The 15,103-nt window shown below is 56.3% G+C and carries 17 protein-coding genes; 7 read left to right on the top strand and 10 right to left on the bottom strand.

Annotated features, from left to right (window positions below; translation table 11 throughout):
- Positions 1-142 precede the first annotated feature (142 nt).
- Positions 143-532, top strand: a complete 390-nt coding sequence (locus QML71_RS06710) for a nucleotidyltransferase substrate binding protein (RefSeq protein WP_282011147.1) — start codon at positions 143-145, stop codon at positions 530-532.
- A 3-nt stretch (positions 533-535) separates the two neighbouring features.
- On the opposite strand, the gene rdgB is transcribed toward QML71_RS06710, so the two are convergent.
- Positions 536-1,093, bottom strand: coding sequence for an RdgB/HAM1 family non-canonical purine NTP pyrophosphatase (gene rdgB / locus QML71_RS06705; RefSeq protein ID WP_282011146.1), 558 nt, complete (start codon positions 1,091-1,093; stop codon positions 536-538).
- 106 nt (positions 1,094-1,199) lie between these two features.
- Between rdgB and QML71_RS06700 the strand changes: the two genes are divergently transcribed.
- A complete protein-coding gene (locus tag QML71_RS06700) occupies positions 1,200-2,036 on the top strand; it encodes a hypothetical protein (RefSeq protein WP_282011145.1) in 837 nt (278 codons plus the stop codon).
- On the opposite strand, the gene QML71_RS06695 is transcribed toward QML71_RS06700, so the two are convergent.
- Positions 2,008-2,937 (bottom strand): DnaJ domain-containing protein, encoded by a 930-nt coding sequence (locus QML71_RS06695; RefSeq protein ID WP_282011144.1) that lies wholly within the window; start codon positions 2,935-2,937, stop codon positions 2,008-2,010. The two genes, QML71_RS06700 and QML71_RS06695, sit on opposite strands and share 29 nt — an antisense overlap.
- Before the next feature lie 216 nt (positions 2,938-3,153).
- Here QML71_RS06695 and rlmN point away from each other — a divergent pair, with 216 nt between their 5' ends.
- The 4 genes from rlmN (at position 3,154) to QML71_RS06675 (ending at position 8,649) form a co-directional block, all read left to right on the top strand.
- Positions 3,154-4,179 carry a dual-specificity RNA methyltransferase RlmN gene (gene rlmN / locus QML71_RS06690; RefSeq protein WP_282011143.1) on the top strand — a complete coding sequence of 342 codons (1,026 nt, stop codon included), beginning with the start codon at positions 3,154-3,156 and terminating at the stop codon, positions 4,177-4,179.
- 357 nt (positions 4,180-4,536) lie between these two features.
- Complete coding sequence (locus QML71_RS06685) at positions 4,537-6,669, top strand: cytochrome ubiquinol oxidase subunit I (protein ID WP_282011142.1); 2,133 nt, start codon at positions 4,537-4,539, stop codon at positions 6,667-6,669.
- A 36-nt stretch (positions 6,670-6,705) separates the two neighbouring features.
- Entirely contained in the window at positions 6,706-7,980 is a 1,275-nt protein-coding gene (locus QML71_RS06680) for a cytochrome c (RefSeq protein ID WP_282011141.1), read from the top strand.
- Between the two features lie 186 nt (positions 7,981-8,166).
- A complete protein-coding gene (locus tag QML71_RS06675; protein WP_282011140.1) occupies positions 8,167-8,649 on the top strand; it encodes a leucine-rich repeat domain-containing protein in 483 nt (160 codons plus the stop codon).
- Between the two features lie 6 nt (positions 8,650-8,655).
- On the opposite strand, the gene QML71_RS06670 is transcribed toward QML71_RS06675, so the two are convergent.
- Positions 8,656-8,952, bottom strand: a complete 297-nt coding sequence (locus tag QML71_RS06670) for a BolA family protein (protein ID WP_282011139.1) — start codon at positions 8,950-8,952, stop codon at positions 8,656-8,658.
- A gap of 56 nt (positions 8,953-9,008) precedes the next feature.
- A complete protein-coding gene (locus QML71_RS06665; RefSeq protein ID WP_282011138.1) occupies positions 9,009-9,209 on the bottom strand; it encodes a hypothetical protein in 201 nt (66 codons plus the stop codon).
- A 50-nt stretch (positions 9,210-9,259) separates the two neighbouring features.
- On the opposite strand from QML71_RS06665, the gene QML71_RS06660 reads away from it, so the two are divergent.
- Positions 9,260-9,565 carry a hypothetical protein gene (locus QML71_RS06660; RefSeq protein WP_282011137.1) on the top strand — a complete coding sequence of 102 codons (306 nt, stop codon included), beginning with the start codon at positions 9,260-9,262 and terminating at the stop codon, positions 9,563-9,565.
- Between the two features lie 17 nt (positions 9,566-9,582).
- On the opposite strand, the gene lpdA is transcribed toward QML71_RS06660, so the two are convergent.
- From lpdA to QML71_RS06630, 6 genes are read right to left on the bottom strand one after another with little or no spacing between them, the layout of a single operon-like run.
- Positions 9,583-10,980 (bottom strand): dihydrolipoyl dehydrogenase, encoded by a 1,398-nt coding sequence (gene lpdA, locus QML71_RS06655; RefSeq protein WP_282011136.1) that lies wholly within the window; start codon positions 10,978-10,980, stop codon positions 9,583-9,585.
- A 50-nt stretch (positions 10,981-11,030) separates the two neighbouring features.
- Positions 11,031-11,627, bottom strand: a complete 597-nt coding sequence (locus QML71_RS06650; protein WP_282011135.1) for a hypothetical protein — start codon at positions 11,625-11,627, stop codon at positions 11,031-11,033.
- A 4-nt stretch (positions 11,628-11,631) separates the two neighbouring features.
- Positions 11,632-12,312: an MOSC domain-containing protein gene (locus tag QML71_RS06645; RefSeq protein ID WP_282011134.1), complete on the bottom strand. Its 681-nt coding sequence runs from the start codon at positions 12,310-12,312 to the stop codon at positions 11,632-11,634.
- Positions 12,313-12,332: 20 nt separating this feature from the next.
- Entirely contained in the window at positions 12,333-13,325 is a 993-nt protein-coding gene (gene sppA, locus QML71_RS06640; protein ID WP_282011133.1) for a signal peptide peptidase SppA, read from the bottom strand.
- A 1-nt stretch (position 13,326) separates the two neighbouring features.
- Positions 13,327-14,235, bottom strand: coding sequence for a hypothetical protein (locus QML71_RS06635; RefSeq protein ID WP_282011132.1), 909 nt, complete (start codon positions 14,233-14,235; stop codon positions 13,327-13,329).
- Positions 14,236-14,270: 35 nt separating this feature from the next.
- A complete protein-coding gene (locus tag QML71_RS06630) occupies positions 14,271-15,089 on the bottom strand; it encodes a formylglycine-generating enzyme family protein (protein WP_282011131.1) in 819 nt (272 codons plus the stop codon).
- Positions 15,090-15,103: the final 14 nt, after the last annotated feature.

Raw genomic sequence — 15,103 nt, 5'->3', positions numbered from 1 at the left:
ATGCAGCGTATCTTCTACGAACGCGGGAGTTTATCATTATTGGATTGGCATTTCAAAATAGCTTCCCTGCAAACAACAATTTGGACTAAAATCGGGGCACGTGCCACGCAACCGGAAATTATCACAGGAATCATAAACGGATATGGAAGAGCTCCCACCACTGAACGTGCTATTGACCCATCTCAACTGGAACCTCCAGCGGATGGCGGAAATGGAAACGCAGGCACGCACGGAATACTTCCGCAACGCAGCGCTGCAACGTTACGGCTTCACCTTTGACAGCGCGCTGCGCTGCATCAAGGCCTATGCCCGCGAGCAGCACGAATCCTGCGAAAGCGCGGAGGAATGCCTGCGCCTGGCCGACAGCCGGGGCTGGCTGCCCAAAGGCACCGATTGGAGCGAGATGCTGGATGCCTACGTAAAAATGCAGCCGGATTCGCTGGCCCAGCACGGCGACAGCATTTTTGAAAAGCTGAAGACCTACCACGAGACCTTCCATACCCTCTACAAACGGATGGCCGACAGGAGCTGAGGTTCAGAACTGGTCACGCAACGCCTCGAATGCGCGGCGGCGGTGCGAGATGGTGTTTTTCTCACCGACGCTCATTTCTCCAAACGTGCGGTCGTGTCCATCAGGGATGAAGATCACGTCCCAACCGAATCCGTTTTCCCCGCGCAGGCTGTGGGCGAGGGTGCCCGTCACCTCCCCTTTGCCGATGATCACCTCGCGTCCGTCGTGCACCGCCACCATGCACACCGCGCGCGCCCGCCGGTCCTCGAACGCCTCCAGCATCTGCAGCATGCCCGCGCAGCCCACGCTCAATTCGAACCACTTGACCAGGGCGCCGGGCAATCCGTTCCAGGCTTCGAATATCAAACCGGAATCCTCGACCAGAACCGGAGCCTGCAACGCTTCCCAGGCTTCGGTGGCTTTGTGGCGCACCAATTCCTCGATGTCGGTGGTCTGGATTTCGTGCAAATGAGCCAGGTCCCGCCGTTCCATTTCGATACCGAGGATTTCCTGCGCCTCGCGGAACTTATTCGGGTTGCCGGTCACAAACTTCAATTGCTTCCAAAGCGGGTGCTGTTTCATAATAAATCCTGTCAATCCGGATGCCGCATCGTGGGCAGCCTTGTCCCAACCCTTTTGCTGTGCTATAAGGTTTCCCTTTCACCAACGCGGAAAACCCAATACTGAAATGAACCTGTCCAATCCTTTAAGAATCGTTTGTCTGATTCTGGCGCTCTTCGTCGCGCCGGGCTGCGTCAAAGTGTTCGAAAACGATCACGACCTGCAGGCGCAAAAAGCCCTGAAGGACCTCATGGCCATTCAGGATCAGTTTCGTCAGAAGAACCAGCGTTACGCCAAGAACCTCGTCGAGATCGAAGACTACCAGCTAGAATACCACAGCGGCATTGTGTACCTCGAAATCGAGTCCGCCGACCAGAACAAGTACCGGGCGATCGCCCTGCCGGCCGAATCTAGCACGGCGCGCGTGTTCGCCTACGATACGGAACAAGGCGGCTATTATGAAATGCCGGAGGAGGAAGTGGCCAGCTACGTGCTCGGAGCGTTGAACTACATCCGCAATGAGCAGCGGCAAAAGCGGGTGATCGACGTCGTCTCCGGTGTGCTGATGGTGGTTCTGATCGGGATGGGATTCAAACTGCATGGCCTGTACAAAGGCCCCAATTCTGGCTGGGCACTGGTTCCGTATTTCCTCACCATACCGCCCTTGGTGATGTCGGTCGCAGCGATGAATCACATGAACCGCGACATCATGATGACACCGTTGTTGCAGGGCCTGATATTTGGATCGATCGCTCTGGCGGGCCTGGCGCTGGTGGGCAGCATGATGAGTTTCAACAAGATCCCGCCCGGCGACAACCGCAGCGCGCTGGCGGGCGTGGCCCTGTGCAGCCTCATGATTGCGGTGTTCAACATCGGCGTGCTGGTCCAGACCTACATCAAATATTCCGAGCCGCCCAGCCTCCGCGACACCTACTTCATTCCTGCACCACCTCGACCACGATGATGTGATTGGCGAGAGTCGCTTTCCCGGATTCGGGCTGGGCCTTGAGGACGAAAGTCTGCCCGGTTACGGTGTCCTTCGGCAAGGCGTAGCGGATGGGCCCTTCATGCGTTTCCAGCACCATCACCTGCCCCAGCGAGAGGTCCCTGGCGGGGACGCAGACCTGATAATAAAAATCCTCTCCCTGCTGAACGCGGGAAGGTGAAACCTGAATGCGCAGCACGAGGTCGCCGCGATTCCGGTTGAGCAGACCGCGCTCGCCTTTTTCCGGGATACGGAGGACGAGATCTTCTTGCGTTCCAGCAGGGATACGGACATTGAACGTGCCGCCGGGCGCGCGCATCCGCACGGTGCCGCCATTGAGAGCGGTGTGCGCCTCGACGTTCACGACTTTCTCGATATCCAAATGCAGAAACCGGCGTTCGAGCTGTTGCAGGTAGTGGTAAGCGCTGGACCACCACGGTTTGCCTTGACCGTCAATGGAAGATGGGCGTGCGGGTTGCTGTGGGATTTGCGTCTCTTCTGTGGCCCGCGCCCTGGTTTTGTGAAAACCGTTGCCATTACCCCTCGCTCTCTCTTCATCCGCAACGTACTGGCGGGACCGGGATTGGCGTGGGCCGCTCCACTGGCGCTGCCGGCCGGACACCGGTTCTTCAATGCCAGGCGAGGCCATGCGACTCAATCGCAAACGGGGATGGGTGCGGTAGTACCGTTCCAGAATTCCAAACGCGATGGCGATCTTTTTGAAACGGTCTTCGCTTTCGGTGTCGTTGGGATTTTTATCGGGGTGATACTGCTTTGCCAACTGGTAATAAGCTTTTTTGATTTCCTGCCAGGAAACACCTTCCGCTACATTCAATACTTGAAAGCACTCTGGCAAGTCCACATAGCGCGTCGCATTCATGAGTACGATCGCCCCTCCCCTCAAATCAAGCTGTCACAGATCACTACGAAAAAAGATGCGCCCTTTACTCACATCTTTTCCACAGGCGAGCATGGTAACGCTCCGCCTGCAATTTCAAACTAAAGGCGCCCCTCGATTTTGGCCTTTGTTCTCGCAATGAATTTAGAGTAATCTGATCATACCTTTTTTTTATTTAACTGCAAATGGTTAATTTATATGGACAATTTGATTGGGTACCCGGAACGAAAATTAAAGAAAATCCTTGAAGAATGGGGAGAAAAACCCTACCGGGCCCACCAGATATTCACTTGGATTTACCACTACCGAAATTACCGCTTTGCAGGTATGACCAATCTTTCCAAAGTGTTAAGGCAAAAACTGGAAGAAAATTTTTGCATCGCCCTGCCCCGCATAATTTTGCGCACGCCGTCGCGCGATGGATCGGTCAAATACCTGTTCGCCTTGGAGGACGGCGCCGAGGTCGAGGCCATCTGGATGCCGGAGACCGACCGCACGACCTTGTGCCTGTCCACGCAGGTGGGATGCCGCCTGGCCTGCTCGTTTTGCCTGACGGCGAGCATGGGATTGAAACGGCAACTCACGCCTGCGGAAATCATCGGTCAATACATTGCAGTCAATGAGGACCACAGCGAGGCGGAGCAGATTTCCAACATCGTATTCATGGGCATGGGCGAGCCTCTGGACAATTACGACGCCGTGTGCGAAGCCTTGCGCCTGATGGTCTCACCGGAAGCGCTGCGTATTTCGACGCGCAAGATCACGCTGTCCACGTCCGGCCTGGTGGACCGCATTGAGCGTTTCAAAGGTGAAAACCTGCACGTCAACCTGGCGATCTCACTGAATGCTACGGACAACGCCACCCGCGACCAGATCATGCCCATCAACCGCAAGTATCCGATCGAGGTGCTGCTGGAATGCCTCCGCACCTATCCTTTAAAGCCTTCGCGGCGGCTGACCTTTGAGTACGTGATGCTGAAAGGCATCAATGACACGGATGAGGATGCACGGCGGCTGGTGAAACTGCTGCACGGCATTCCAGCCAAGGTCAATCTGATTCCCTTCAACGCCTACCAGGGCGCACCCTATCAGCCGCCTTCCCAAGAGCGCATCAAAGCGTTTCAAGACTATCTGCTGGACCGGCATTTTTCCGTCTTTGTCCGCAAAAACCGGGGGACGGACATCCTCGGCGCCTGCGGCCAACTGGCCGTCCAAACGGCCTGATCCCCGTTCACCGCGGCCTCTCCAACGTATGGAAATTGAATCATTAACCCCTGTCCTCCAAATTCCTAACCCGCCTCGTAGCGCAAACTATAATTTTCTTGACTTTAAAAAACCCCTATGATAATTCTCTACGTCTCTTAAGGACGTGTTTTAAAGGGTTTACCCCTAACCTCGGAGCACACTGAGAACGTTTTCGATACACTTCTCCAGTCAAAATAAATTTCATGCCTTAAAACCGAACTCCAGGATTCCGGAATGGATAACACCCCAAACGCAGGGAACAGGTTTTTGTCTTTCAAGCAGTTTCTCCTCTTTTTTCTGATATTTGGATTTGGGTTCCTGAACCCGGGTCTGGGTTTGGATTCGTTTCCTGACCTCCGGAATGCCCTGACCCCCACCTCCGCGTACGCTCAGGAAGAAGAAGCGATCATGGATGAAGACATGGCCGACGAAGGCGGTGATGTCGAATTTGCTGACGAAGGCGGCGGTGAATTTGCCGACGAAGGTGGCGGAGAATTCGCGACCGAAGGGGGTGACGACGAGTTTGCCGGAGAGTTCGGCCCGGAAAGTTTCCTGGAAGAACGGTTTGAAGACCAGTTTGGCGAAGAAGAGGCCGGCGAGGAAGAAGCCGAGGAGGAAGAAGACCTCTCTTACCTGACGGACATCGGCCCGGCCAAGGAAATCCAGAACGAATCGTTTTCCTTTCCCGGCTTCGGCAACCGCAAAGCCACCTGGTTTGCCGCCCAGTTGCACATTCTGTTTGCCTCGTTCATTCTTGGCTGCCCCATGTTCGTCGTCATCATGGAGGTCATGGGCTCCCGGCGAACCCAGGGCGTGCGCAAGGCAATCATCCTCTCCAACGTGTTTTTGGGTGTTCTCATCGGCGTCACCTTCGGCATCATTGGTGAGATCATCGTCGGCATCCACCACGGTGTGCTGTATGGACTGTGGGCCTGCGCATTCGGCGCACTGGTGGTCAGTTTCCTGAACTATTTCCACCGCTTGCTCAATATGAAGGTGTCCTGTCTGGTCGGCGGTGTGGTCGGCGGCGCCATCGCCTTCATGCTCGTGCCAGGAGCGCACCCTGCCATCGACAACATCCTGCTGGCGTTTCTCAACGGCGTCGTGGGCGGCATGCTTTCCAATTACATCATGTTCGCCGAGGCGGATTTCAAATTCGAGCGGCTGGCCCACGAGATCACCAAAGTCATCGGGTTTTGTTACAGCTTCACCGCTCTGACCGGCGGCCTGTTCCTGTTCGTCATGCTGGTCGCCTATAAAGACTTCATCACCTATCTGGTCAATGCCTACCCGATCCTGTTCATGATCGGTTACCCGACCCTGTTCATTCTGGAAACCATCGTCATGTACGTGTACGTGTACTCGTGGGATCCGCTCAACAAGGCCAACAAGAAGGGACGGCACATTGTCACCGGCATCATTTTGAACGTGCTGGGCCTGTCCCTCCTGTGCGCGTTGGATGGACCGGCCACCTTCATGCAGACGCCGCCCAAGCCGTTCGACGCGCTGTTCACGAGCATGAACGAATGGGATCGCATCGCCACCGCCACGTGGATGCCGCTCAATTACCACCGCCTGGTGGGCAACGGCACCTTCGGCGGCTTCATGGTTGGCATCATTGCCGCTTACATGTATCTGTGGTCGCGCGATCCGAAAGAAAAAGAGTATTACGACTGGGTCGGCTACATGGGCAACGCCATCGGCGTGATGATCATGATCCCCCTGCCGGCCATGGGTTACATCTTCGTCCGCGAAATTTATCAGTACGACGCGACCATCGGCATGTACATCATGTCCGATCGCGAATCCATGTTCATGCTGGTGCAGGGACTGTTGATCGGCACCATGTTCAGCGCCAGCAACGTCTATATGTGGGTGAGTATGAAGCGCATTGACAATGCGCATCGGTTCTTTCCGGCGATGAAGCTGGGGTTTGTGCTGATCGTCATTGCCGCGACCATCTGGTTCACCCCGAGGCGGTTCTTCGCCACCATGCTTCCGGAACCGGGCATGAATCCGGACATGGTGCTGCCGGACGAACTGGCCTTCCTGGCGCTCATGGTGTCCAAGAATGCGGCCGCCTTTGCGCTGGTGACGGTGACCTTGATCAACTACATCTTCTACACCATCGCCACGCGCACGGGGAAAATCCACTGGGGCAAGATCAACCCCCTGGGGCCGTACATCCTGATCTTCATGGGTTTCACCGACATCTGGCTGATGAGTTGGATGGGCGTCATCCGCGAATTGTCGCGCATGAACTGGCATATCTACAAAGTGTTCAAGGATGTCACACCGGAAAAATTTGCTCCCACGCTGGCGGAATCCGGTTTGTTCGTAACAGGAATCGTCTGGACCTTCTTTATCATCATGACGGCCATCATTTGGCTGGGTCTCAAGTATCCGAAATCGAAAAAGACCAAGGCTCAGGCAGAAGAGGCATTGCCCTCTCCGTCTCTGGCCGAGTGATCGCAAACCAAACTGAAAGCCTGACAAAAAAAGCCTATGAATAAGCTGCTCAAATTTCTGACGCCACCCATCGGCGCCGCCATCTTCGGTTATGGCGTCGGCCTGTTCTATGACCTGAAACCCCTGTTCGTGGGCGGATCACTGGCCTTCGTCACCCTGCTCTACTGCATCCTGTTGACGCGGAACCCCAGCAAGCCGCAGGAAAAAGGGATTTTCAAAAACGTGATGATGAAACTGCCGGTGGTGATCGTGCTTTCGGTCATTGTCTGGTTCGCTGCCGGGCACTTTGGGTTTCCCATCTGGTGGCAGATCGAGTTCGTAGCCTTCACGTTTGTCGGTTTGATTTTCTTTGTTGTGCTGGACCTGAAGACCATGCAACCGGAAAAAGGGGCGGCCCGCATCAACATGCGTCTGCTCGGCACCTACGGCCTGGCTTCGGTCCTGTTCATCACCATCACCGCGCAGTTGCCGCAGTTCGACCCACAAGTCGAGATTGCCAAGCTCGAAAAACCGCCGGTCAAACTGAGCGGCCTTGCCGGGCCTGAGGTCATCGCCGCCGGACGGCGCGTGTTTGAAGACAACAAGTGTTTCAACTGCCACAAGGTATTCTGGGAAGGCAACTCCGACCGCGGTCCCAATCTGGGTACGAAACAGGTCGGCTTGTTCAACGAGGATTACCTGAAGGAACAGGTCCTGGACCCGCGGATAATTCAGTCTCCGGGTTTTGAAGACCCCAAATCCATCAAGGCCATGCCCACGTACTACGGCGATGATCTGAGTGAGGATGAATTGAACGCCCTCGTCTCTTACCTGAAAACCATGCGCGATCCCACCAACGTGCCCGTCGAAGGCAAACTGGGTGAGCAATGGACCTGGTGGGACGACCCCAAGATCATCGAAGAAGGCAAAGTCGTTTTTGAAGGCAAAGAGCCGGCTACGGAAGGCCTCAACTGCGCCGTCTGTCACGGCACCGATGGCATTCCCATTATGACCGGAGCCTTTGACTTCCGCAATTCGGAGGGCGTGGACAGCGAAAAGTTCCCGGCGGATGAGCGCAGCGACAAAAAGCTGAAGGACTGGCCCGATGCCTTGTGGTACAAACGCGTCACGCAGGGCGTACCGGCCACGCCGATGGCCGCCTGGGGCACCATGTTCCCGCATCTGTACTTGTGGAAGGCCATCATTTACGAGCGCACGTTCCATGACCCGCTTGACCAGCGTGCCGCGAAAGTAGCCATTCCGCCGATCCCGACGGAAGAAGAGATCAAACGCTGGAAAGACGACGGCTTGTTCATGGATCCGCTGCTTTGATCCGTCGGTCCCACTCTTGATTCTGAAAATGAAACCGGTATGGCAGGCCATACCGGTTTTTCATTTGGGACGGGAAAAGACCGCCAGGGAACACAACCTGCCTCGCCCCAATCCGGTAAATTTGATAAGATAAAGCAACTTCACCCTCAACCCTTCGAAGGGTTTTAAATAGTCAGGAGTCCACCAATGAGTCGAATCGATGACATGATCAAGGAAAACATCTCGGAAGATGGGACGGTGCTGAACCTTCGGGACAAGTACATCGGCTTGCGGGGAACCATGGAAATGTTCACCAAAAAGGAAGTCCTGGAAAAACTCGTCAGCCTGACCTACTCGGGAAACCAGATCGCCGACGAAGGGGCCGAAGCCATCGCCAATTGTCCTTATCTGCAAAACCTGGAAACCCTGAATCTCAACCACAATGAAATCGGCGACGAAGGAGCCGTGTTTCTGGCGCAATCCACCAACTTTCCCAAGCTGACCACACTGTCGCTGTTCGGCAACGTGATCGGCGATGAGGGTGCCCTGGCGTTCGCCAGTTCCCCCAACAGCAAAAAATACATCAAACTGGATCTGTACAAGAATCAGTTCAGCAACCAGGGTATCAAGGCGCTGACGGAGTCGGAGAACCTGAAGAACTGCGAGGAACTGGAAATCTACCGGGAATGAACCGCGTCACACGGTATTCCCGGCTTCTTCCCATTGGGCAGGCGTGAAGGTTTTGATCTGGATGGCGTGAATGCGTTTGGGCTGGCCGTTGATCTGCTCGTCCAGTGCGCCGTACACCAGCCGTCGCCGGTCCAGCGGGTTCACGCCTGCAAACTGCTCGGAAACCACAATCACCGCATAATGCCCGCCGCCCCCCGCCGCCTTGTGTCCACGGTGCAGGTAACTTTCATCGATGATCTCCACATAGACGGCCTGCAATGTTTCCTTCAATATGTCCTCGATCAACTGCGCTGTTTCATCCATAACGATCCTCTCTGGTTCCATTTAAGAAATGCCGGGGGTTCTCGGCCACGGCTTTCTCATTTCAAGTCGTTGATGTCCGGAAGATTGTAAAAATCTTTCAGCTTCTGCGAGTAGCGCGCATGCGCCTCGTTCTCGTCCTCATCCACAAGGGGATGCCTGCATTTCGCACAGACCGGAACCTTGCCTGCCGCATAGGGCTTGATCCGGTTGCTGGCCTGGCACTGTTTACAAACTATTATAAAGACGTCTTGGTCCATGTTACACTCAGTTAAAATGCCATTATAAAACATCCCGTCAGCGAGGATCGATGTTTTTCTATTACAGCAATGACCCAAACCGGCCCACCATGCCACTCAGCACCAAACTCACCATCTGGGGCATCGTGTTGCTGGCATTTGTGCTGCTTTTCGTGTTCGGCTTCACCTTTTTCCTGATTGCCCTGGCCGGCGGCGTGTTGACCTTCCTGGCCAATCTGTTGGGCATTCGCAGACCCGGCAGCATGGGCTCGGCCCCTGGACCCTACTCGCCGCCGAAAAATCCCGGCCAGTGGCCCCCGCCGCCCTCCTCGTCTTCACGCAAGCGTCACGACGAGGACGACGTGATCGACGTCTGACTGCCTCTCAATACGTTTCAACGCTTCTTCTTGAAGATGTGTGTCGGCGCACCGAGATAAATTTCCGCCGCCTCCATCAGCGTTTCCGACAACGTCGGGTGGGGATGAATCGAATGCGCCATGTCCTCGGCGCTCGCACCCAGCTGGATGGCCAGCACGCCTTCGGAAATCAACTCACCCGCGTGCGTGCCGACCAGCCCGACGCCGAGAATCTTTCCCGTCTCCGGCTCCACGATCAGTTTCGTCTGGCCGTCATTGCGGCCCAGTGTGGTGGCCCGTCCCGAAGCGCCCCACGGGAACTTGCACACCTCCACCTCGCGCCCGGCCGCTTTCGCCTGCTCTTCAGTCAGTCCACACCAGGCGATTTCCGGATCGGTGAACACCACCGCGGGGATGACCGGCTCCTTAACCGCCTGCGACTCATCCAGCATCGCCTCGACTGCACGTTTGCCCTCGTAGGACGCCTTGTGCGCCAGCATGGCGCCACCAATGACATCGCCGATGGCATAGAGGGAAGTTTCTGCGGTACAACCCTGCCTGTCCACCTTGATGAAGCCGCGCTTGTCCAGCTCGACCCGTGTCCGTTCGAGACCCAGGTTTTCCGTGTTCGGCTGGCGGCCGATCGAGATGAGGATTTTATCGAACACTTCCTCTTTCGACTCCGACTCGCTTTTCAGCGAAACCTTCAATCCGGCTTCCGTTTGCTGCAACGCTTCGAGCCGGGTGTTGAGGTGGATCGCTTCGAAATCCTTACGCAGTTTGGCTTGCAGCACCCGCACCAGGTCGCGGTCCACACCCGGCAGCAGGCCGTCGGTCATCTCCACCACCGTCACCTTCGACCCCAGCGCCGCGTACACCGTGCCCATTTCAAGGCCGATGTAACCGCCGCCCACCACCAAAAGACGCGGCGGAATGTCCTCGATCTCCAGCGCGCTCGTTGAATCGAGCAGGCGCGGGCTGTCGATGGCAAAATCTCCGGGAACGATCGGACGCGACCCCGTGGCCACGATGGCGTGATCGAACTCGAGGCCGCCATGCCCTTCCACCGTCACCCGGTTGGCATTTTCAAACACGGCGCGTCCGGAGACGTAGTTCACACCGCGTTGCTTGCACAATTGAGTGAGGCCCTGCGACATCTTGCCGATGACCTGGTCTTTCCACTGGCGCAGGCGGTCCACATCGATTTTTGGGTCGCCGAAGTCCAGCCCCCATTGCCGCGCTTCGCGGGTCTCATTGATCAGACGCGCCACATGCAACAGGGTTTTCGAAGGAATGCATCCGCGTTGCAGACACACTCCCCCCATATTTTTATCTTCGTTGACCAGGGTCACATCCATGCCCCGGTCGGCCGCATAGAATGCCGCCGCATATCCACCGGGTCCGGCTCCAACGACCAGCAAACGTTTTTTTGTCATAAGATGGTTTCTGTCAGTCACGACGGATAAAAATCAAACTCGTGCACCTGTCATTTGTGGCGGCGACGGCTGATCTGTTCCCAGGATTGCGGTGCCGCCCGGTCGCGGATTTTTCCCAGCGCCGCGTTGTAAATCTTGCGCGCGTCGCGGCGCGTGGTGTGCGTGCCCTGCACCCGCTCGATGAACTGTTTTTCCAGCGCCATGAAGGATTCCATCTGCCGCCCGACCTTCTTGACGATCTGCAGGTTGCTGGGATCCGCCGATCCTTTCGGCAACGCTTTCTTCTCGCTGCGAAACAGGTCCTTGCTGCGTGGCGGCGGTCCTTGCTTCCCTTGCTTCAAAAATTCCGGTTCCGGCCTTTGCGGCGGGTTCTTCAAAAAATAAATCAACGCAAAACCCGCCTCCGTACACGCCAACTCGCGGGTCCGTGCTTGCAGGAACGCATGCAAGGCGTCCGCATCCGCCTCGTTGCCCGCAAAACCGTTCAACCGCCAGGCATTGTCGCCAGCCGCTTCGAACAGATCCAGATCGGCCAGATGCAGAAACAAGGCGCGGCTCAGTTCTCCCGCCACATCACCCGCCCAGATTCCCGCCTGCAAACGTTCCACCCATTGCTCTAAAGAAAACGAATGCGAACCGGAAGACATGGCTTCAGGTCTTATCGTTTGGGGACGTAGCGGCCCGCGATTCGAGCTTTTCCAGAAGCGGCACCAGTCCGCGCTTCCAGCTCTCGGACAACAACGGATGCGCCATCACCCGCCTCAATCCTTCCAGATTCTCCCGGTCATGAAACATGGCCCGGTTGCAGGCATCGATGCTCAGTTTCTCCGCGTCAGCGTGCAGGGGCACAAGCCGCTCCCCCGCCTGCACCCAGCCTTGCTTGAGCACGCGCAGATAATATCCGGTGAACCCGGTGTCCTGCACGCGCTGCACCATGGTCTTGTCGTCGAACCGTTTATTGATGTTGTGACAGGGCTGGCGCGGTTGCGAACACTGCACCTCGGCTTCCCCAATGCGGAACACGTCGCCGATATGAACCTCCGTCTCGGGCAACCCCTCGATGGTCAGGTTTTCGCCGAAAAATCCCGGCGGCACATCGCGCCGGTTCGCATTCTGCCAGTAGGCCAGGTGCTCGTGGGAAAGCACACATACCGCCTTGTCCAGCCCGTGGTGATGAACCAGATCGGCGCTGCCGTCGCCCTCCAGCCCGGTGTAATCGAGAAACACGGGCCCCTCCACCGGGTACTTGAAAATTCCGGAGCGGAACTGCTTGCCGCCGTCATACGTGCCCGTCGCGGGCCGGCCGACGCTGATCGAAACGAGTGTGATCATGGTTTCAGCAATCCCGCCTCTTACGGAATCCACAGATAGAGAAATTGCGGTTCCGGCGTTTTGGGAAGAAAGTTGAAATCAAAGTTGACCATATTGATTGATGGCGCTTCGAGCAGGGAATAGATATTGTCCTTGTATTCGCCGGCCCGGTGATACGTGACCAGTTGAAAATCCCGCAACGCCAGGTCCTTTTTGATGATGCCCTGCGTGTCGTCCAGATATCCGATGTGATCGATCAGTTTTGCTTCCAGCGCTTGATTGGCGGTGAACACGCGTCCGTCCGCCAGCTTGCGCACCTGTGCTTCGCTGAGGTGACGGCGGTTTTTGGTGATCACTTCCACAAAGCGATCATGCATGTCGTCAATGGCTGCCTGAAACAGAGCGCGTTCTTCGTCCGTCAGCGCCCGGAACGGCGACAGGAAATCCTTTTTATCGCCGGACTTGACCACTTCAAAATCGACGCCGACCTTGTCCATGAGTCCCTTCAGATTCAGCTTCAGGGTGATGACGCCGATGCTGCCCGTAATCGAGGTCGGGTGCGCCACGATCTTGTCCGCCGCCTGCGCCACGTAGTAACCGCCGGATGCGGCGAGGTCCATGATCTGCGCATAGACCTTCACGTTGTTCTTTTCCTTGAAGGACTGGATCTCGTGATAAATGATATCGCTGGAGGTGACGGTGCCGCCGGGGCTGTTGATGCTGAGCAGGATGGCGCGGACGTCGTCGTCCTGTTCGGCTTTATTCAATGCCTCGCGGATACGGGCCACCATCCCCTGCTCTTCCTTCGCGGACAGCATGCTGGAGGATTTCTGGTTGGAAATCAAACCGCTGACTTCCAGTAACAACACCTTGGTGCGGCCTTCCCCGGACAGGACTTTTTCCTTGAGCGGAGAGGGCGGCGGAATCAGATGGATTTCAAAAACCGTGCAACCGGAAATGCCCAATGCCAGCATGCAAATCAGCAACGTCTTCCAGAAAATGAGCGGCATCCGGCGAGGCTTTATCTCAGGCATGTTATTTTCCTTTCACGAGCGTGTATTCATACACCGCCTTGAAATGGCCGGCTTCCACTTTCCATTCCTTACGTCCGGTATCAAAAAACGACTCCACTTTTTTATACAGTTTTTCCGCCAGCTCGGTGTTCATGAACGCATCTGAAACCAATGCGTACTCCAGAAGATAGTTGGTATGAATCACCAGGTCGCGCAGAGCCATGGTTTCCCGCGCCACCAGCATTTTGTGTCCCTTCCGGTCACCCACCGAATCCAATGACTTCGGCGCAATGGTTTTCAGGTTGTTGGCGATGCGCTTCAAGGATTCTTTCACATTGGTGATCAGTCCCGCCAACTCCGTGTCCTCTCCCGCCTGATTGAGCCGTATCTGGATTTTCTGCAGCGGATCTATCAGGTTGAGTTCGTTCAGGAAGCCTTCGCTCACATCGTACATGCGGCTCAGTTCCGCGATCGAAACCTTACCCGACTCAGTGGTTTCCGCTTCCAGCGTATCCATGCATTTTTGCAGTTGAGTCTCCAGGTTTTCGGTGAATTTATTTTTTGTTTTTTCCAGACGTTCATCAAAATCCTCACCTTCTCCCAACCGGCGAAATTCCTTGCCGCATTCTTTCTCCAGCTTTTCAAAAAGCAGATCGGCTTCCGTATTGATGTACGTCAACAGGCGGAGTTTGCGTTCCGGCGTCATGGCGCTGACGAACTTGGAGCGCACTTCCCTCTCCACGCGCACCAGGTCTTTCGGCAAACTGCGAAACATCTTGTCATAACTATCGTAAAACGCGCGCCAGCGCTCAATCGTGTGCTTCTTGTTGCTGGCCGTGAATTTGACATTGATGTTGGTGATGCGTACCGAATTCTGCTGCATCAGGCTGATCAACTTGTCGCGCATCAGGGTGCTGATTTTGTCGTCCATATTATCCATACGGGGTTCACATCACTTTCTGAAGGTCAGGGATTCTGAGAAGCCGAGCGGGCACAGCGGCAACCGATTCCATAAAAGTCCTTGGCATCATCGTACCCGTAACGGCGCGACGTCCGCATGTAGTCGGGAAGGCTGTTCCAGGCGCCCCCGCGCACGACATGATAGGCGCCGGAATCCGGGCCACGGGGGTTGGTGTCATCGCCGGTCGAATAATAGGCTTTATCATACCAATCGTACACCCATTCGGCAATATTCCCGGCCAGGTCGTGCACGCCTTCGGGCGTCTGTCCCGATTTCAGGGTTCCGACCTCGTGCAGCACCTCGCCTTTCTGGATGAAACAGCATTTGCCGAAATTGGCACGCTCCGGGGTGGGCGGCGCTTCGCCCCAGGGATAGGTGCGGCCCTCCAGCCCGGCGGCGGCGCGCTCCCATTCCGCCTCCGTGGGCAGACGCTTGCCCTGCCAGCGGCAGAAGTTGCGGCAACGCTGCCAGGTGAGCCCGATCACCGGTTTGTCCACCATGTCCGGGCGCGGTTCGCGACCCCACCAGCCGGTGATGGTCGGGTGCTCGTCCGGGTTGGCCTTGAGGTAGTCCTCAAAATCGCCGCCGGTCACTTCAAACCGATCCAGCCAAAAGCCGTCCAGATACACCTTGTGACGCGGGATTTCGTCCTTCAGCCCCTTGCCCGGCTCGCGGCCCATCCAGAACTCCCCGGCCGGGAATAGGATCATGTCCTCGCTCGTCACCGGCTCCGCCAACGCCGGGGCCACCGTCGATGCCACCATCCCGGCCCATAACAGGGATGCGCCGGCGAGGCGCAATCCAGTGAAAATCCCGCTCCCCATGTTTGGTTCCCGTT

This window comes from Nitrospina watsonii (assembly GCF_946900835.1).
Classification (GTDB): Bacteria; Nitrospinota; Nitrospinia; order Nitrospinales; family Nitrospinaceae; genus Nitrospina; species Nitrospina watsonii.
This window is presented reverse-complemented; position numbering and strand designations above follow the sequence as displayed.